Source organism: Pelomonas sp. BJYL3, assembly GCF_027257975.1.
In the GTDB taxonomy this organism is placed as follows: domain Bacteria; phylum Pseudomonadota; class Gammaproteobacteria; order Burkholderiales; family Burkholderiaceae_C; genus Roseateles_B; species Roseateles_B flavus.
Map to the genome: position 1 here is coordinate 69,852 of NZ_JANZKX010000010.1, position 17,912 is coordinate 87,763.

Here is a 17,912-nt window from a genome sequence, read left to right on the forward strand (position 1 = left end):
CCGCGCAGGGCCGCTGGAGGGTCGCGAGCCTGGCTAGTAGTCCAGCGTGAGGCGCAGCCCCGCCACGAGCCGCCAGTCCGACTGGCGGTAGGCCGGCTGCGAGACGGCCAGCAGGCGCCCGGAGTCCATCCGGACCGCCACGGGTTCGCCCGCGCGGCTGCGCAGGCTTTCCCAGCGCCAGCCCAGCCAGGGCTGCCAGCGCCCGGCCTGGGGCGCGGGGCTGAGGGTCCAGGCCAGGGCCAGAGACGACCAGCGGCCCTCCTCCAGCCGGACGGCACGGGCCCCGAAGGCCTCGCCGTCCAGGCTCAGGCGCGCCCGCGGGCCGCTGTCCAGCCATGCTTCCCAACGGCCCTGCCAGGCGGCGGGCAGCTCATGCTGCCAGCGCGCGCCCAGGCCCAGGCGCCAGCGATCACGGCTTTCCTCGTAGCCCTGCACGGCCCCCACGGAGGCCAGCGCGCGGCGGCTGTCGGGCTCCCAGCCCAGGCGGGCGCCCACAGACCAGGCGCTGCCTTCGAACGGGCGCCAGGCCTGCAGCTGCAGGCGCTGGGAGCGCACGCGGCTCTCGGTGCTCAGGGGGGCGCCGGTCGTGCTGCGACCCTGGTAGTCCCGCGTGCCGGACTCGAGGTCCAGCTGCGCCACCCATTGAAGCCCTGCACACGGGAGGCCGACGGCCAGGGAGGCCGCACGCAGCGTGCCACGCTCCGACAGCAGCCGCTCCCCGCTCTCGCCCTCCTCGTGCCAGCGGCTGGCCTGGGCGCCCAGGCCCAGGTCCAGCTGCGACGGCACGCAGGCGGCCTGCACCGCCGGGGCCAGGAAGGCAAGACCTGGCACCAGCATCCGCCACAGGCCCTGCGGCGGGGGCGTCAGGCCCGGCTTCATCGCTGCAGTTCGGCCCAGGACTTGGTGGTGCTGGTCTCGAAGACGTTGTCGCCATTGGCGTCCAGCTCGAGCAGCGCCCTGCCGCTGCCTTGCACGGTGACGCGCACCTGGCTGCCATTGGCGCCCTTGACCAGGACCTGACCGCTGCTCGGGTAGCCGAGCGACGACTCCTGCACCAGCGCCACCGGCGTGGACACGGTGATGTCACGCGACTCCAGCGCCGTGCTGTTCACCGTGCCGCCGAAAGTGAGCGTGGCGCGATAGCCGAAGCCGCTGGCCACCGTGCTCACGTTCAGGTTGAAGCCGGTGATGCTGGACTGGAAGCTGCTGCCCGCCACCGTGCCGCTGGTGGTGAAGGTCGGGATGCTCATCGCCACCGAGGTGACATTGACGCCGGTGGTCGCGATGGTCATCTGGAACTCGCCCTGGCCGGTCACGGCGCCGCTGGAGGAGGTCACGCGCAGATTGCCCAGCTTGACGCCGATGGTGGCGGTGTACTGGCTGCTGCCGAAGTTGCCGCTGACGGCCTTCAGCGAGTAGTCCATGGTGCCGTCCAGCGTGCCCTCGGCTTCCTTGCAGGCGGAGGCCTTGAAGGCCATGCTGTCGCCGGAATCGAGGAGCTGGTTGCCGTTGGCGTCATTGATGGTGACCTCCACGCTGCCGCCCAGGCTGCAGGTCTGCACCACGGTGGTCGTGGCACCTTGCACCAGGGCCGTGCCCTGGGCCTGCTTGAAGCGCTCGGCCAGGCGCAGGGCCTGCTGCTGCGCAACCCACAGGGGCTGCGGCAGGGCCTGGGCGTCGACGCCCAGCACGTTACCGGCCCCCGCGCTCATCATGTAGGTGCCGGCGCCCACGCCCTGCGCAGCCACCGTCTGGTAGTTGCTGCTGGTGATGGCCAGCGGTTGGCGGCCGGGCTGAGGGTCCGTGCCGCTACCACCGCCGCCGCCGCCGCCACAGGCACTCAGCAGCAGGGCCGTCGTCAGAAGGGAAAGGCTGGAAGGCAAGAGACGCTGGGTATTCATGGGATCCTCCCTGGATCACAGATTGATTGAGGGAACGTTTCGGTGAAAGGGCGCGAGGCAGTGTAGGCCGCCGCCGGACGCTCGAGTCTTCCCCCCGAGGGGGGCCTGAACGGCGCCTCGGCCGGGTCAGGCCAGAGTCTCCGGCCCGGGGTGCAAACGAGCGATGACACGCATCAGCGCAACGCCCGCCGGAACACCCGGGATGACACCCCCGCGCTGGCGCCTCGTGCCGCCTGGGCGATTGGCGCACATCCGGAATCCCGCCTCGTTGCGCAGGGTCAGGTCTTGCCCCGGCCCAGGCGGCTTACTCGCGCCAGCGGAATCGCCAGAGGGCCAGGCCGGTGAGCAGGAGGGCGCTGCCGAACAGCACCGCCGCCGCGAGGGCCGCCGTGCCGAGGCCCTGGCCGCGCCAGGTCATGGCATCCAGGCCGTCGACGGCCCAGCGGAGCGGCACCCACAGGGTCAGGTCTTGCAGCCAGGCCGGGAAGACGAAGCTGGGCACCCAGGCGCCGCCCAGCATCACCAGCATCAGCGAAGCCATGATGGCCAGACCGCGGGTGGCTTCCGGCGAGCCGCCCATGGCCGCCAGGGCCAGGCCGAAGCCCGCGGTGAAGGCGCCCATGCCCAGCACCACCAGCAAGAAACCCGGCAGGCTGCCCTGCACGCGGAAGCCGAACAGCGCCATGCCCGCGGCCATCACGACCAGCAGCACGACCGAGGCGATGATCCAGATGCTCAGGAAGTGGCTGCCCAGCAGCAGCCCCCTGGACAGCGGTGCAGCACGCAGACGCTGCCACATGCCGCTGCGCCGGGCCATCAGCAGCCCCACGCCCAGCTCCACGCCCAGCATCAGGACGAACTGAACCCCCATGCCCGAGAAGCTGTGCGCATAGCCGTTGTAGCCTGCCTGCCCGGCGCTGAGGGCCTGGGTCTTCAGCGCGTACGGCAGGCTCAGCACCTCGCCGGGCGAAGCGCCGCCCGACGCACCCCCGGATGCAGCCGTGGCGGGCCCCTCACCCGGCTGCGGCGTCTGCAGCTCGTTCACCGTGCGGGCCAGGACCTTGAGCTGCTCTCGGCGCAGGGGCGGGAGCTCGCTCGCCTCGAGCTCCGATTCGAGGGTCGCAAGCCCCCCGGCGCCCGGGCCCGACTTGAAGCCCTGTGCCAGGGTCTCGCGCATCGCGTGCTGGGCCAGCAGGCCCTCCAGCAGCTGGGCCGACAGGGCTTCGCTCGGGTCGTACCACAGCTGCACCTCGGGCAGCTGGCGGCGGTCCCACCAGCGCGAGGCCTGGGCGCCGAAGCCGGCCGGCATCAGCAGGGCCGCACGGCGCTCCCCCTTGCGGACCGCGGCCTCGGCCTCGGCGCGTGTCATCACCTGCACGGCCAGCTTGCCGTCCTGCTGCAGCTGCTGGCCGATGCGCTGGCTGAGCGCGGAGCCGTCTTCGTCGACCCAGGCGACCTTCAGCCGCGCCATCTCCCGGTCCCCGCTGCCGCCGAAGAGGCTGCCGAAGAAGGTGGCGATCAGGACGGGCATCAGCAGATGGGTGATCAGGGCCTTGCGGTTCTTCAGGTACAGCTGCAGCTGGGTGCGCACCAGCGCGATCAATGCATGCATCATGTTCGTCCCCTCGCTCAATCGCGCAATTGACGTCCCGTGAGGGACAGGAAGAGCTGCTCCAGGCTGGGCCGCTCGGTCTGCAGGCCCTGCAGACCCAGGCCCTGGCCGGCCAGGCACTGCAGTACGGCCGGCAGGCCTTGCACCAGCGAGGCCAGCTCCAGGCGCAGCTGCTGCGGGCGTTCGCCGCCGGCCAGCAGCTGCACGCCGGGCAGCCGGCCCAGGGCCTCGGCCAGGCCCGCTGGCGGCGCCCGGTCGAGGTCCAGGCAGACGGTGGGCACCAGCACGGCCGCATCCAGCAGCTCATGGGTGCGGCCGGCGGCCACCACCTGGCCGTGGTCCACGATGAGCAGGCGGTCGCACAGGCGCTCCGCCTCCTCCATGTAGTGCGTGGTGTAGAGCAGGGCCTTGCCGGCGTCGCGCAGGGCCAGCAGGGCCTCGAAGATGGCGTTGCGGCTCTGGGGGTCGACGCCCACGGTGGGCTCGTCGAGGATCACGATGGCGGGGTCGTGCAGCAGGGCGCAGGCGATGTGCAGGCGGCGCTTCATGCCGCCGCTGAACTCGGCCACCGCATCACCGGCGCGGTCCCGCAGACCGGCGATGTCCAGGGCGGCGTCCACCCGCTGCGCCAGGCGCTGGCCGGACAGGCCGTACAGGGCCGCGAAGGCGCGCAGATTGCTGGCCGCGCTGAGCGTCTCGTGCAGGGCCAGCTCCTGGGGCACCAGGCCCAGCAGGCCCTTGCGCGGGTCGGCATCGCCCCGCACGGGCTGGCCGTCGATCAGGCAATCGCCGCCGTCCGCCTCGATCAGACCCGCGATCATGGACACCGTGGTGCTCTTGCCCGCGCCGTTGGGCCCCAGCAGGCCGAGGATCTCGCCGCGCCGCAGGCTCAGGTCCATGGACCGGACCACCTCCTGTGTGCCGTAGCGCTTGCGCAGGCCGCGTGCCTGCAGGATCACCGAGGGGTCGCTCATGCCGTCACTCCATGAAAAGTCTGGATGGGCGCAGTCTAGGCAGCCGCCCCGCCGCCGGCGCCTGCCGTGGGGACGAACGGTCAGCCCGTGCGATGAATCGACAGCCACAGGGCGCCGATAAAATCGAGGCCATGAGCGCATCGCCCAAGCACCTCGAACTCCTGGCCCCGGCCAAGACCGCCGACATCGGCATCGAAGCCGTCAACCACGGCGCTGACGCCGTCTACATCGGCGGCCCCGGCTTCGGCGCCCGGCACAACGCCAGCAACGAGATCCAGGACATCGAGCGCCTGGTGCGCCACGCCCACCGCTACGGCTCGCGCATCTTCATCACCCTCAACACCATCCTGCGCGACGACGAGCTGGAGGATGCCCGCCGCATGGCCTGGCAGGTCTACGAGGCCGGCGCCGACGCCCTGATCGTGCAGGACATGGGCCTCACGCAGATCGACCTGCCGCCCATCCAGCTGCATGCCAGCACCCAATGCGACATCCGCACGCCGGAGAAGGCCCGCTTCCTGCAGGACGCCGGCTTCTCGCAGGTCGTGGCCGCCCGCGAGCTGACCCTGCCGCAGATCCGGGCCATGGCCGAGGCGCTGAGCAGCGCGCAGCTGGAGTTCTTCATCCACGGCGCCCTGTGCGTGGCCTACAGCGGCCAGTGCTTCATCAGCCATGCCCACACCGGCCGCAGCGCCAACCGCGGCGACTGCTCGCAGGCCTGCCGCCTGCCCTACGAGGTGCTCGACGCGCAAGGCCGCATCGTGGCCCACCAGAAGCATGTGCTCTCCATGAAGGACAACGACCAGAGCGCCAATCTGCGCGCCCTGGTCGATGCCGGCGTGCGCAGCTTCAAGATCGAGGGGCGCTACAAGGACATGGGCTATGTGAAGAACATCACCGGCCACTACCGGCAGCTGCTGGACGCGATCCTGGAGGAACGCCCCGGCCTGGCGCGCGCCTCCAGCGGCCGCACCCGCCTCTTCTTCACGCCGGACCCCGACCGCAGCTTCAACCGCGGCAGCACCGACTACTTCGTCACCGGCCGCAAGGAAGACATCGGTGCCTTCGACACCCCCAAGCACGCCGGCCTGCCGCTGGGCTGGGTCGGCAAGGTCGACGGCGAGGGCTTCGAGCTGGAGCTGGACGAGGGCGTGAGCCCGCTCAACAACGGCGACGCCCTCACCTACCTGGACCTGCAAAAGGAGCTGGTGGGCCTGCGCGTCAACGTGGCCACGCCGCTGGATGCGAAGGGCCGGCGCTGGCGCGTCGAGCCCAACGAGGCCATGGCGCAGCTGAAGGACCTGCGCCGTGGCGTGGCCCTGTCCCGCAACCGCGACATGGCCTGGGACCGGCTGCTGGAGAAGAAGTCGGCCGAGCGCCGCATCGCCCTGGACGTCAGCCTCATGGAGACGCCCGAGGGCCTCGCCCTGCAGCTGACGGACGAGGACGGTCATGCCGCCTATGTCGAGATGCCCCTGGACAAGCAGCCCGCACAGCAGGCCGAGCGAGCCGAGGCCAGCGCGCGCGAGGCGCTCGGCAAGCTGGGCACCACGGTCTTCGAGGCGCGCGAGCTGAGCCTGCTGTGGTCGCGCCCCCTGTTCGTGCCGGCCAGCCAGCTCAATGCCCTGCGCCGTGAGGCCGTCGAGCAGCTGGAGGCTGCGCGCCTGGCCGCCCTGCCCCGCCTGCCGCGCGCTCGGCCGGTGGAACCGCCGGTGCCCTATCCGGACGACACGCTCTCCTACCTGGCCAATGTCTTCAACCACCCCGCGCGCGACTTCTATGCCCGCCACGGCGTGCGGGTGATCGAGGCCGCCTACGAGAGCCACGAGGAGCACGGCGAGGTCAGCCTGATGATCACCAAGCACTGCGTGCGCTACTCCCTGTCCCTGTGCCCCAAGCAGGCCAAGGGCGTGACCGGCGTGCAGGGCACGGTGCGGGCCGAGCCCTTGCAGCTGGTCAACGGCAAGGAAAAGCTCACCCTGCGCTTCGACTGCAAGCCCTGCGAGATGCACGTGGTCGGCAAGATCAAGAAGAGCGTGCTGCAGCAGCTGCCGGCGGCCCCCATCCAGTTCTACAGGGCCCGGCCCAAGACCGCGCACTGAACGAAGCACTGAACGAAGCACTGAACGGAGCACCGGGCGGCGCACAGAGCGGCGCACCAGTCCCGCCCCCCGCCCGGGCTCGCGCGGGACGCCCTGCCGTACGGCGGCGCCCGCCCCTGAGGGCACGGCGTGAAGCCCGGCACGCCCCCCGCATTGACACGCTGCGCGGCGGGACCGGCCTGTGATACCGTGGGGCGGACCCCTGCTTCCCCTGCAGTCCGGCATGCCGCTTTCCGCATCTCCATCCCCGCGCCCGAGAGGTTCCGGCCATGGCTGAAGCCCTGCCGCACCGCCTCTTTCGCGGCTGGATCGCCCTGGGCACCGGCTACTGGCCGGTGGCGCTGAGCCTGGTGCTGAGCCTGCTGGTCTGCGCGACCCTGGCGCGCCTGGATGCCCGCCAGGCCGCCGAACAGGAGCGCCAGCGCGTGGCCGGGCAGCTGGACCTGCTGCGCAGCCGCCTGGAGCTGGCGGCCCGCAACACCTTCGCCCCCAGCCAGTCGCTCGAGGCCATGATCCAGCTCGATGGCGCGATCAGCGAGGCCCGCTTCGCGCTGCTGACGGAGAAGGCGCTCAAGCTCTATCCCCAGGTCCGCAGCATCGCCATCGCGCCCGATGACGTGGTGCGCCTGGTCTACCCGCTGCCCGGCAATGAACGGGCGCTGGGGCTGGACTACCGCAGCGTGCCCGCGCAATGGCGCCAGGTGCAGCAGGCGCGCGAAAGCCAGTCGGCCGTGCTGGTGGGCCCGGTGCAGCTGGTGCAGGGCGGCCAGGGCCTGATCCTGCGCAATCCCATCTTCCTGCGTGACCCGCCGCCCGCGCCGCCGCGGTACTGGGGCATGGTGTCGGTGGTGGCGGACCTGGACCGCTTCATGGCCGATGCCGGCCTGGGCGCCCATCCCGAGCTGCACCTGCTGCTGACGGAATCCAAGGGCGGCAAGGAAGCCGGGCGCCTGATCTGGGGCCAGTCCGCCCTGCTGAAGCAGCCACCGCAGGAACTGGTCCAGCAGCGGGTGGAGGTGCCGGGCGGGCATTGGCTGCTGGCCGCCCAGCCTGCCGATGGCTGGCTGGACCAGCCCTTCCGCTGGGACTCGCCCGAGGTCCTGACCGCGCTGGCCGCCGGCACCGTCCTGAGCCTGCTGCTGGCCCTGCTGGTCTGGCAGAGCCGCGTCCTGCAGCAGCGCAACGGAACCCTGGCCCGCGAGATCCAGGAAGGTCAGCTGATGCGGGCGCAGCTGGAGGAATCCCAGGCACGCTTCCGCAGCATGGCCGCCCTGGCCTCCGACTGGGTCTGGGAGCAGGACGAGCAGCTGTGCTTCACCTACATCTCGCGCATCGCCGAGGAAGCCACGGAAGTGCAGAGCAGCTCGGTGCTGGGCCATCACCGCTGGGACTCCCCCGCCCTGCTGCCCGGCACCGACTGGGAGGCGCACAAGGCCGTGCTGGCGCGCCGCGAACCCTTCCGCGATTTCGAGTATGCGCAGCGCACGCCCGACGGCGGCGTCCGCCATGTGAGCATCTCGGGCGTGCCCATCTTCGATGCCGAAGGCCGTTTCAAGGGTTACCGCGGCACCGGGCGCAACATCACCCCGGCCAAGGAGGCCGAGGCCGCCCTGCGGCGCTCGCAGCTGGAGCTCAGCACGGCGCGCGACCGCCTGCAGGCCGTGCTGGACGCGGCCCAGGAGGTCGCCATCATCGCCACCGACATGGCCGGCCACATCCTGCTCTTCAACCGCGGCGCCGAGCACATGCTGGGCTATGCCGAGGCCGAGCTGCTGGGGCGCTCACCGGCCTGTCTGCATGACCCGGGCGAGGTCCAGCAGCGTGCGGCGGAGCTGAGCCGGCTGCGCGGCACCACCGTCGAGGGCTTCGAGACCTTCGTGCTGCTGGCCCGCGAGCTGGGCAGCGAGACGCGCGAGTGGAGCTACCTCCGCAAGGACGGCCGCCGGCTGTGGGTCTCGCTGAGCGTCAGCCATGTGCGCGCCCGGGACGGCCAGGCCATCGGCTATCTGGGCGTGGCGCGCGACATCAGCGCCCAGCGCGCCGCCGAGACCCAGCTGCGCCAGCTCAACGCCGAGCTGGAGTCCCGCGTCCAGCAGCGCACGCTGGAGCTGCGCGAGGCGCTGCGCAACCTCAAGGAGGCGCAGGACGGCCTGCTGCGTTCCGAGAAGCTGGCCGGCCTGGGCTCCATGGTGGCCGGCGTGGCCCACGAGCTGAACACGCCCCTGGGCAACTGCCTCACCACGGCCTCGACCCTGCAGGAGCGCACCGATGAGATCCGGCAGGAATTCGGCAGCGGCCAGATGCGGCGCTCCTCGCTGGAGGCCTATCTGCTGGAGGCCGGCCAGGCCTGCGACATCATGCTGCGCGGCCTGGGCACGGCCACCGAGCTGGTCAGCCACTTCAAGCAGCTCTCGGTCGACCAGACCAGCATGCAGCGGCGCAGCTATGCGCTGGACGCCGTCGTCGGCGACGTGATCAGCCTGCTGCGCGCCCGCTGGAAGACCACGCCCTGGCTGCTGGAGTCCGAGCTGGATGTCGCGGACACGCTGGAAGGCTATCCCGGGCCGCTGGGCCAGGTGCTGGGCAACCTGCTGCTCAACGCCCTGCTCCATGCCTTCGAGGGCCGCGAACAGGGCCGCGTGAAGATCAGCGCCCGCAGCCTCGGCGCCAGCGACTACCTGCTGGTGGTGGAGGACGACGGCATTGGCATGAGCGAGGAGGTGCGGCGCCGCGCCTTCGACCCCTTCTTCACCACCAAGATGGGCCGCGGCGGGACGGGGCTGGGCCTGAACATCGTCTACAACCTGGTCAGCACGGTACTGGGGGGCAGCATCAGCCTGCACAGCGAGCCCGGCCAGGGCAGCCGCTTCGAGATCCGCCTGCCCAAGGTGGCGCCCATCGTCACGATGGTGTAAGCGGGGCGCTGGAGCGGGCGGGGGGCTCGGCTATCATCGCGCCCACTCAAGGGACGGATAACAATGAAGATCATCAGATGCAGCCGCGTCTGGCTGCTGCTGCTCGCCATGTCGGGCAGCAGCTGCAGGCAGGACGGACCACCGCCACTGCCCGCGCTTGCACCTGCCGCGGGCCCCAGCCTCCAGGCCTCGGCCCAGGCCCGGCCCGGTGCCAAGCCGCTGACCAGCGCGTCGCGGCGGAGCACCGTCTCACCCGACTTCGACGGTGACGGCCGCGCGGACCTGCTGTGGAATGTCCAGCAGCCGGAGAGCGGCAGCGCGGTCCAGACCTGGTGGCGGCTCGACGGTCCCAACGTGACGGACACGCACCGCCTCGAGCCCCAGCCCGCCGCCGGCGAGGGCTGGGCGGTACGCGGCTACGCCGACTTCAACGGTGATGGCAAAACCGACCTGCTCATGGTGAACGAGCCTACCCAGGCCTACGAGGTCTGGCTGAACCGGGGCGACCAGGCCCCGCTGCGCTACTCCCTGCCGGGGCTGGATGGCCGCTCCAACGCCTGGGTGCGAGGGATCGCCGATCTCGATGGAGATGGCCGGGCAGACCTCGTGGTCGGCATCGGCAAGACACCGAATTGCAACTGGACGGGCTCCTTCGGTTGGCAATGCAAGCGTGACTATGAGGAGATCCGCGTCAATGCCTTGCTGATGGACGGTGGCCAGGTCCGGCGCGTCTGGACCCTGCTGGACAAGGCGTCCGAGCCGGACGCGGGCGATGGCCTCGTCACCCGCCTCATCGGACTGGCGGACCTGGACGGCGATGGCCGGCCGGACCTGCTTCTGGAGCGACGCCCGCTGGTGATCGGCCAATGCTGCACGCCCGCGCCGGGCAGCGACGGCATGGGCAGCCTGATCCTGCGCTCCAGCCCCTTCGCGGCCACCGCCCGTCCGGAGCTGCGGCGCCCGCTGCCGCTGGGGCAGCTGGTGCTGGCGGCGGTCGATCTCAATGGCGATGGCCGCGCCGATCTCATCGTCGAGGACACCACGACACGCAGCTTCCAGGCCTGGGCCACCACCGGCTGGGGTCAGTTCGAGACGCGTTCGCTGATGGACGATCCCACCGGCGCCTGGTCGCTCGCCGGCACGGCGGACCTGGATGGCGACGGCAAGCAGGACCTGATCTGGTTCAACCATCTGGAGCGCACCACGACGGCCTGGTTGATGGATGGCGTCTGGCCCAAGGCCACGGCGCCCTTGCTGTCAGGCTCCCCCTATCGACTGGTCGGCACGCTCGACCTCGACGGCGACGGGCGCAGCGACCTGATCTGGCGGCGGGACGACACCGGCCGCACGGTCGCCTGGAGCATGCAGGGGCTGGACAAGCGCTGGGCCAAGGAGCTTGTCACCGATCCCAAGGCCTACGCGGTCGTGGAGGAGCGCTGGGGCGTCGCGCGCTGCGATTGGAAGCAGCTCTTTGGATGGCGTCTAGTCGCTGGTGGCCCCCCCGTTGCAGGACTGAGCTGCTCGCCGCGCTACTGACATGAGGACCTTTATGTGGAACCGAACGTGGCGCCTGCTGGCGCTCGCCCTTCCCATGGCGATCTCGGCCTGCGGCGGTGGCAGCAGCAGCGTGGACCTCCCCTCCGACGCGCCGACGGCCCTGCGCAGCCCTCTGGCGACGAGCCGCCTGGCGGCCTCGCGCAAGGGGGCCATCCCCGGGGACTTCGATGGCGATGGCCGCATCGACTTGATCTGGTCGGGCGAACTCATTGATGAGGGCAGCAATTTCGCCGGTATCTACATCGGGTTGCAGGCCGCGGCGGACAAGCCGCAGCGCCTGGCGCTTGGCGGTCCCCTGCCCTCGACGGGCTTCCCGGTCCGGTACCACCTGCAGGACACCGCGGACTTCGATGGCGACGGCAAGGCCGACTTGGTGGTGGAGGCTCAACCCATCTCCTGGGCCGGTCCCATTCCCGCGCTGTGGACGGATCTGATGCTGCTGGACGGCGCCCGGCTGGTGCAGCGTGTGCGGCTTCCTCTGGCAGAGGGCGAGCGCGTCATCGCCGCGGCCGACTTCGACGGCGATGGTCGCCCCGATCTTCTGACGGTCAGCAATGAATGGGGCGACGAGGACCCGGTCTATGCACTGCTGCTGATGGACGGCACCCGGCTCCGGAGCCGGCATGTCCTGATCGACAATCCAGCCCGCCCGTCGTGGCGGGGCCGGGAGCGCATCCTGGCGGTGGTGGATGCCGACGGAGACGGCCGCGCGGACCTCATCACCAGCCGGCGAACCGAGTTGTCCCCGTATAGCTCCACCTCCTTCAATTGGGACTATGCACGCCGCGAGCCCCTGAGCATCTGGTACATGAACGGTGCCAGCCCGCGCCAGGTCGTGACCGTCGTCCCGGCTGGGGTCCTGCTGGCAGTGGGTGACTTCAACGGCGACGGCCACGCCGACCTCCTGTTGCGCCAGGACGATCAGATCGACAACGGCCGGAACTTCATCCGCCTGCTGCGCGACGGGAAGGTCCTGGAGGAACGCCTGCTGGCCACCGGAAGGCCGTACAACCAGTCCGGCACCTCAGAGCAGGTGCTGGACATCGACGGTGACGGCAAGGACGACCTCCTGTTTGATGGCGTCAGCCTCTGGGCGATGGACGGGGCCTGGCCGCGCGCCACCTGGAACCTGCAGGAGAATCTGTGGCAACCCCCACACCTCTACTATTCGCGCGCGACCTACATCCCGCAGCACAAGACGCCGTTCGCCCTGTTGCGCGTTGACAGAACCCTCAGCGAACCCGGCTGCTTTACCTATATCGGCCTGACATGGAGCCAGGGGCGGTGGGTCGAGGCCCCCTACCCCTTGGATACGGAATGGTTCGGCGGCGCAATGCCCAGTGACTATTCATCCATCGCAAGCCCCTGGCGGCGGGGCCAGCAGCGGGCAACGGCGCGTTGAGCCCCTGCCCCGAACGGCCCGGCTGCCCCGCCCAGGGCAGCCGCTTCGAGATCCGCCTGCCCAAGGTGGCGCCCATCGTGACGATGGTGTGAACGGGGCAGGCAAGACCTGACACCCGCAGGCCTCGGTCGCGGCCCCGGCAAGGAACGGGGCCCCGCCGCATCAGCCGCGGGGCCCGTCCGCGGAAGGATCAGCCTCCACTGTCCCTCCCCTGCCCGCATCCAGGCCGACGCCTTGGTCTCGTCAGCCGGACTGCCCCTGCAAACCGGGGCGGCGGGACTCCTCTCTCCTGAGCTACGACTGCCGTCGTGCGCGCATTGCAAGGCCTGCCGCGCGGGCGCGCAAGCAAGATGCCGGAGCGGGCATGGGCCTCATGCCTGGGCGGCATGGACCTCAGGGAGGGGCTGGGCGAAGTGCTGCGCCACCAGCGCCCGCAGCCAGCCAATGGCCGGGTCCTGGTCCTGGCGGCTGTGCCAGTACTGGTAGACGACGATGGGCGGCAGCGTCAGGGGGCAGGGCAGCAGGCGCAGGCCCGGCAGCTGGGCCATCTGCCGGGCGATCTGCTCGGTAGCCGTGAAGATGTGGTCGGACTGCGCCACGATGAAGGGCGCGGTCAGCAGCGAGTGCACCCGCAGGCCGATGGCGCCCTCACCCGCCGTCTGGACGATGGCCTGCTCCACCCGACGGTAGGCATGCTGGGTGTCGCTGATCGAGGCCACGACGTGCTTCTCGGCGCAGAATCGCTCCAGGGTCAGGTCTTGCCCAATGCGTGGGTGGCCCACGCGCACGAGGCAGCGGTGCCCCACGCTGTACAGCGCCTGGGAGCTGAGCCCCGGCCGCTGGGCCTGGTAGGCCGACAGCACCAGGTCGATCTCGCCGGAGGCCAGCAGGCCGCCCAGCGCGTCGCCGGCCAGGGGCACCACCTCCCAGCGCACGCCCGGAGCGCTGTCTCGCACCGCAGCGAGCAGGCGCGGCATGAAGTGGATGGCGCCGACCTCGGTGCAACTGATGCGGAAGGTGCGCGAGGAGCGCGCCGGATCAAAGCCCGAGGGCGCGCGCAGGCGCTCCTGGACCAGGCCGACCAGCTGCTGCACGTCAAGCGCCAGGCGGCGCGCCAGCGGCGTGGGCCGCATGCCCTGCTTGCTGCGCACAAAGAGCTCGTCGCCGTAGTAGCGGCGCAGCAGGCCCAGGGCCTTGGACAAGGCCGGCTGGGTCATGCCCAGCTCCTGCGCCGCGGCGGTCAGGCCGCCCAGGCGGTGGATGGCCTCGAAGGCCCGGAAATGCTGGAGCTCGGGCGAACGGCCGCCGCCCTCGGGCAGCGAAGGCGGCAGCACGCGAGCCACCCCGATCAGCCCAGCCAGCGGCGCGCGTTGCGGAACATGCGGGTCCAGGGGCTCAGGGCACCCAGATCACCGGAGGTCCAGCTCATCTGCGCATTGCGGAAGACGCGCTCCGGGTGCGGCATCATGACCGTGAAGCGGCCGTCGGCGGTGGTCACCGAAGTCAGGCCCTCGGGGCTGCCGTTGGGATTGAAGGGATACGCCTCGGTCGGCTGGCCGTGGTGGTCCACGAAACGGGCCGCGCGCACCACCTGGGCGGCATTGCCGCGCTGGGCGAAGTTGGCGAAGCCTTCGCCGTGGGCCACGGCCACCGGCAGGCGGCTGCCGGCCATGCCCTGGAAGAAGAGGCTGGGGGATTCCAGCAGCTCCACCATGGCCAGGCGGGCCTCGTACTGCTCGCTCTGGTTGCGCGTGAACTTGGGCCAGGCCTCGGCACCCGGGATCATGGGGGCCAGGGCCGCCATCATCTGGCAGCCGTTGCACACGCCCAGCGCGAAGCTGTCGGAGCGGGCGAAGAAGGCCTGGAACTGCTCGGCCAGCACCGGGTTGAACATCACCGAGCGGGCCCAGCCTTCGCCGGCACCCAGGGTGTCGCCATAGGAGAAGCCGCCGCAGGCGATGAAGCCCTTGAACTGCTCCAGGCTGACCTTGCCGGACTGCAGGTCGCTCATGTGGACGTCATAGGTGTCGAAGCCGGCCAGGGCGTTCACATAGGCCATCTCGACATGCGAATTGACGCCCTGCTCGCGCAGGATGGCCAGCTTGGGGCGCGCACCGGTGGCGATGAAGGGCGCCGCCACGTCCTCGCTCGGGTCGAAGCTCACGTGCACGTGGCGGCCCGGGTCACCGGCACGGCCCACGGCCTCGTGCTCGGCATCGGCGCAGGCCGGGTTGTCGCGCAGGCGGGCGATCTGCCAGGAGACGCCGTCCCATTCCTTGTGCAGCATCTCCAGCGGCGCATCGAAGACCTTCTTCGCGTCACGCCAGACCTCGACCACGCCGCGGTCATTGGGCTTGCCGATGACGTGCGCATGCCTGGACAGGCCATGCTGGCGCAGCACCTGCAGGACGGCATCGCGGTCCTCGGTCTTCACCTGCAGGACCACGCCCAGCTCCTCGTTGAACAGGGCCTTGAGCGCCAGTTCCTCGCGGCGGGCGCTGACCTGGCTGGCCCAGTTCTTGGAATCGCCGACGTCGGCCCGGCTGTCCGAGACGCCGTCGCCCTCGGTGATCAGCATGTCGACATTGAGGCTCAGGCCCAGGTGGCCGGCGAAGGCCATCTCGCAGGCCGCCGCCCACAGGCCGCCGTCCGAGCGGTCGTGGTAGGCCAGCAGGCGGCCCTGGCCGCGCAGCTCGTTGACGGCCGCCACCAGCGACTTGAGCAGGGCCGGGTCGTCCACGTCGGGCACGGCGCCGCCGAACTGCTGCAGGGTCTGGGCCAGGATGGAGCCGCCCATGCGATGCTGGCCCTGGCCGAGGTCGACCAGGATCAGGCTGGTGTCGCCAGGTTGCAGCTGCGGGGTCAGGGTGCCGCGCACATCGGGGAGCGTGGCGAAGGCCGAGACGATCAGCGAAACGGGCGCGGTGACCTGGCGGGTCTCGCCGCCGTCGCTCCACTTGGTGCGCATGGACAGGGAGTCCTTGCCCACCGGGATGGACACGCCAAGCGCCGGGCACAGTTCCATGCCCACGGCCTTGACGGTGTCGTAGAGGGCGGCGTCCTCGCCGGCCTCGCCGCAGGCGGCCATCCAGTTGGCGGACAGCTTCACGCGGGACAGCTCGATGGGCGCCGCCAGCAGGTTGGTGATGGCCTCGGCCACGGCCATGCGGCCGGAGGCGGGGGCGTCGACGGCGGCCAGCGGCGTGCGCTCGCCCATGCTCATGGCCTCGCCGCGCAGGCCCTTGAAGTCGGCCAGGGTGACGGCGCAATCGGCCACCGGCACCTGCCAGGGGCCGACCATCTGGTCGCGGTGGTTCAGGCCACCCACGGTGCGGTCGCCGATGGTGATCAGGAAGCGCTTGGAGGCCACGGTCGGGTGGCGCAGCACCTCGACGGCCGCCTGCTCCAGCGTGGCCTGCGAGAGATCCAGCGCGGCCGTGCTGCGCTGCACGCGGTTCACCACGCGGTGCATCTTGGGCGGCTTGCCCAGCAGCGTGTCCATGGGCATGTCGATGGCGCGCTCGCCGCCGGGGCCGTCTTCCAGGATCAGCTCACGGGCCTCGGTGACCACGCCGACGACGCCGAAGGGGCAGCGCTCGCGCTCGCACATGGCCTGGAACATCTCGAGGCTCTCGGGCGCGATGGCCATCACATAGCGTTCCTGGCTCTCGTTGCACCAGATCTCCTTGGGCGCCAGGCCGGACTCCTCCAGCGGCACCTTGCGCAGGTCGAAGATGGCGCCGCGGCCGGCGTCGTTCACCAGCTCGGGGAAGGCGTTGGAGATGCCACCGGCGCCGACGTCGTGGATGGCCAGGATGGGGTTCTTGTCGGCCAGGCCCCAGCAGTGGTTGATCACCTCCTGGGCTCGGCGCTCGATTTCAGGGTTGCCGCGCTGGACGGAGTCGAAGTCCAGGTCGGCGGTGTTGGTGCCCGCCGCCATGGAGCTGGCGGCGCCGCCGCCCATGCCGATGCGCATGCCCGGTCCGCCCAGCTGCACCAGCAGCGTGCCGGCGGGGAACTCGATCTTCTTCGTGAGGTCCGAGCGGATGGCGCCGATGCCGCCGGCGATCATGATGGGCTTGTGATAGCCGCGCACCACGCCGTCCACTTCCTGCTCATAGACGCGGAAGTAGCCGCCGAGGTTGGGGCGGCCGAACTCGTTGTTGAAAGCGGCGCCGCCGATGGGGCCCTCGATCATGATCTGCAGCGGGCTGGCGATGTGCTCGGGCTTGCCCACGCCGCCCTGCTCCCAGCGCTCGGCCAGGCCGGGCAGGTGCAGGTTGGAGACGGAGAAGCCGGCCAGGCCGGCCTTGGGCTTGGCGCCGCGGCCGGTGGCGCCTTCGTCGCGGATCTCGCCGCCGGCGCCGGTGGAGGCGCCCGGGAAGGGCGAGATGGCCGTCGGGTGGTTGTGCGTCTCGACCTTCATCAGCACGTGCGAGGTCTCGGCACGGGCGTGGTACTTCGGCGCGGCGTCATAGCCCTCGGGGATCCAGCGCTCGATCTCGTGGCCTTCCATCACGGCGGCGTTGTCCGAGTAGGCGATCACCGTGTGCTGGGGCGAGAGCTTCTCGGTGTTGCGGATCATGCCGAACAGGCTGAGGTCCTGCTCCACGCCGTCGATGGTGAACTTCGCATTGAAGATCTTGTGGCGGCAGTGCTCGGAATTGGCCTGCGCGAACATCATCAGCTCGACGTCGCTCGGGTTGCGCTGCGCTGCGGTGAAGGCGTTGACCAGGTAGTCGATCTCGTCGTCGGACAGGGCCAGGCCGAAGCGGCTGTTGGCCTCGTCCAGGGCAGCACGGCCGCGGCCCAGCACGTCCACATGCTCCAGGGCCTCGGCGGTCTTCTCGTCGAAGAGATGGGCGCAGTCCTCGCGGCGGAACAGCACGCTCTCGGTCATGCGGTCGTGCAGGAGCGCGGCGCAGGCGCGCAGCTCGGTCTCGCTGAGGGTCTTGGTGCCGCCCGTCAGACTGCTGATCAGGCCCGGCTTGAGCGTGATGCGGAACTCGGTGACGCGCTCGACGCGGTGGATGTCCAGGCCGCAGTTGTGGGCAATGTCGGTGGCCTTGGAGGCCCAGGGGCTGACGGTGCCCAGGCGCGGCGCCACCACCACCAGCTGGCCCTCGGTGCCGCCTTCGTAGCCTTCACCGTAGCTCAGCAGCGCGGCCAGCTTGTCCTGCACGCCGGCCTGCAGCGCGCTGTCCGTCCAGACCCAGTGCACGTGGCGGGCCACCAGCCCCGTGATGCGCTCGTTGATGGCCTGCAGGCGCGGCAGCAAGGCCTGGGCGCGGAAGGCGGAAAGAGCGTTGCCGCCCTCGAAGTGGGTCAGGTGCTTGGAGGTGGATGCCATGGATGCTGGACTTGCGCGCCGGAGCGCGTGAGGTTGGGGCGCGGCCGCCGGGCAGGCGGACGGCTTGAAGCGCGGGATTTTACCGAGGCTTGGGCCGGA

The 17,912-nt window shown here is 70.7% G+C and carries 10 protein-coding genes; 4 read left to right on the forward strand and 6 right to left on the reverse strand.

The annotated features are described in order from the left end of the window. Positions 1 to 33 precede the first annotated feature (33 nt). The 4 genes from O9Y01_RS22750 to O9Y01_RS22765 all read right to left on the reverse strand — a co-directional run bounded on the left by O9Y01_RS22750 (position 34) and on the right by O9Y01_RS22765 (position 4,487). The gene (locus O9Y01_RS22750) at positions 34 to 879 is read right to left on the reverse strand and encodes a hypothetical protein (RefSeq protein ID WP_269633941.1); all 846 of its coding nucleotides are present in this window, start codon (positions 877 to 879) and stop codon (positions 34 to 36) included. Beyond that, positions 876 to 1,901, reverse strand: coding sequence for a hypothetical protein (locus O9Y01_RS22755; protein ID WP_269633942.1), 1,026 nt, complete (start codon positions 1,899 to 1,901; stop codon positions 876 to 878). Before O9Y01_RS22755 ends, O9Y01_RS22750 begins: the two co-directional genes overlap by 4 nt. Positions 1,902 to 2,205: 304 nt before the next feature. Further along, positions 2,206 to 3,516 (reverse strand): ABC transporter permease, encoded by a 1,311-nt coding sequence (locus tag O9Y01_RS22760; RefSeq protein ID WP_269633943.1) that lies wholly within the window; start codon positions 3,514 to 3,516, stop codon positions 2,206 to 2,208. Positions 3,517 to 3,530: 14 nt separating this feature from the next. After that, positions 3,531 to 4,487, reverse strand: coding sequence for an ABC transporter ATP-binding protein (locus O9Y01_RS22765; RefSeq protein WP_269633944.1), 957 nt, complete (start codon positions 4,485 to 4,487; stop codon positions 3,531 to 3,533). A 131-nt stretch (positions 4,488 to 4,618) separates the two neighbouring features. Between O9Y01_RS22765 and O9Y01_RS22770 the strand changes: the two genes are divergently transcribed. From O9Y01_RS22770 to O9Y01_RS22785, 4 genes are all read left to right on the forward strand, one after another. Next, positions 4,619 to 6,589 carry a peptidase U32 family protein gene (locus O9Y01_RS22770; RefSeq protein WP_269633945.1) on the forward strand — a complete coding sequence of 657 codons (1,971 nt, stop codon included), beginning with the start codon at positions 4,619 to 4,621 and terminating at the stop codon, positions 6,587 to 6,589. Between the two features lie 269 nt (positions 6,590 to 6,858). Beyond that, the gene (locus O9Y01_RS22775) at positions 6,859 to 9,504 is read left to right on the forward strand and encodes a sensor histidine kinase (RefSeq protein WP_269633946.1); all 2,646 of its coding nucleotides are present in this window, start codon (positions 6,859 to 6,861) and stop codon (positions 9,502 to 9,504) included. Between the two features lie 63 nt (positions 9,505 to 9,567). Continuing rightward, positions 9,568 to 11,040, forward strand: coding sequence for an FG-GAP repeat domain-containing protein (locus O9Y01_RS22780; protein WP_269633947.1), 1,473 nt, complete (start codon positions 9,568 to 9,570; stop codon positions 11,038 to 11,040). Between the two features lie 13 nt (positions 11,041 to 11,053). Further along, positions 11,054 to 12,463: an FG-GAP repeat domain-containing protein gene (locus O9Y01_RS22785; protein ID WP_269633948.1), complete on the forward strand. Its 1,410-nt coding sequence runs from the start codon at positions 11,054 to 11,056 to the stop codon at positions 12,461 to 12,463. A 371-nt stretch (positions 12,464 to 12,834) separates the two neighbouring features. On the opposite strand, the gene O9Y01_RS22790 is transcribed toward O9Y01_RS22785, so the two are convergent. Further along, positions 12,835 to 13,797: a LysR family transcriptional regulator gene (locus O9Y01_RS22790; RefSeq protein ID WP_269633949.1), complete on the reverse strand. Its 963-nt coding sequence runs from the start codon at positions 13,795 to 13,797 to the stop codon at positions 12,835 to 12,837. A gap of 14 nt (positions 13,798 to 13,811) precedes the next feature. Next, on the reverse strand, positions 13,812 to 17,813 hold the full coding sequence (gene purL, locus O9Y01_RS22795) for a phosphoribosylformylglycinamidine synthase (protein WP_269633950.1): 4,002 nt from the start codon (positions 17,811 to 17,813) through the stop codon (positions 13,812 to 13,814). Between the last annotated feature and the right edge of the window lie 99 nt (positions 17,814 to 17,912).

Excerpts from the sequence above, each read along its gene's own strand:
- O9Y01_RS22775 (WP_269633946.1), top strand. The coding sequence starts at position 6,859 with ATGGCTGAAGCCCTGCCGCACCGCCTCTTTCGCGGCTGGATCGCCCTG.
- purL (WP_269633950.1), bottom strand. The coding sequence starts at position 17,813 with ATGGCATCCACCTCCAAGCACCTGACCCACTTCGAGGGCGGCAACGCT.
- O9Y01_RS22755 (WP_269633942.1), bottom strand. The coding sequence starts at position 1,901 with ATGAATACCCAGCGTCTCTTGCCTTCCAGCCTTTCCCTTCTGACGACG.
- O9Y01_RS22750 (WP_269633941.1), bottom strand. The coding sequence starts at position 879 with ATGAAGCCGGGCCTGACGCCCCCGCCGCAGGGCCTGTGGCGGATGCTG.
- O9Y01_RS22785 (WP_269633948.1), top strand. The coding sequence starts at position 11,054 with ATGTGGAACCGAACGTGGCGCCTGCTGGCGCTCGCCCTTCCCATGGCG.
- O9Y01_RS22780 (WP_269633947.1), top strand. The coding sequence starts at position 9,568 with ATGAAGATCATCAGATGCAGCCGCGTCTGGCTGCTGCTGCTCGCCATG.
- O9Y01_RS22760 (WP_269633943.1), bottom strand. The coding sequence starts at position 3,516 with ATGATGCATGCATTGATCGCGCTGGTGCGCACCCAGCTGCAGCTGTAC.
- O9Y01_RS22765 (WP_269633944.1), bottom strand. The coding sequence starts at position 4,487 with ATGAGCGACCCCTCGGTGATCCTGCAGGCACGCGGCCTGCGCAAGCGC.
- O9Y01_RS22770 (WP_269633945.1), top strand. The coding sequence starts at position 4,619 with ATGAGCGCATCGCCCAAGCACCTCGAACTCCTGGCCCCGGCCAAGACC.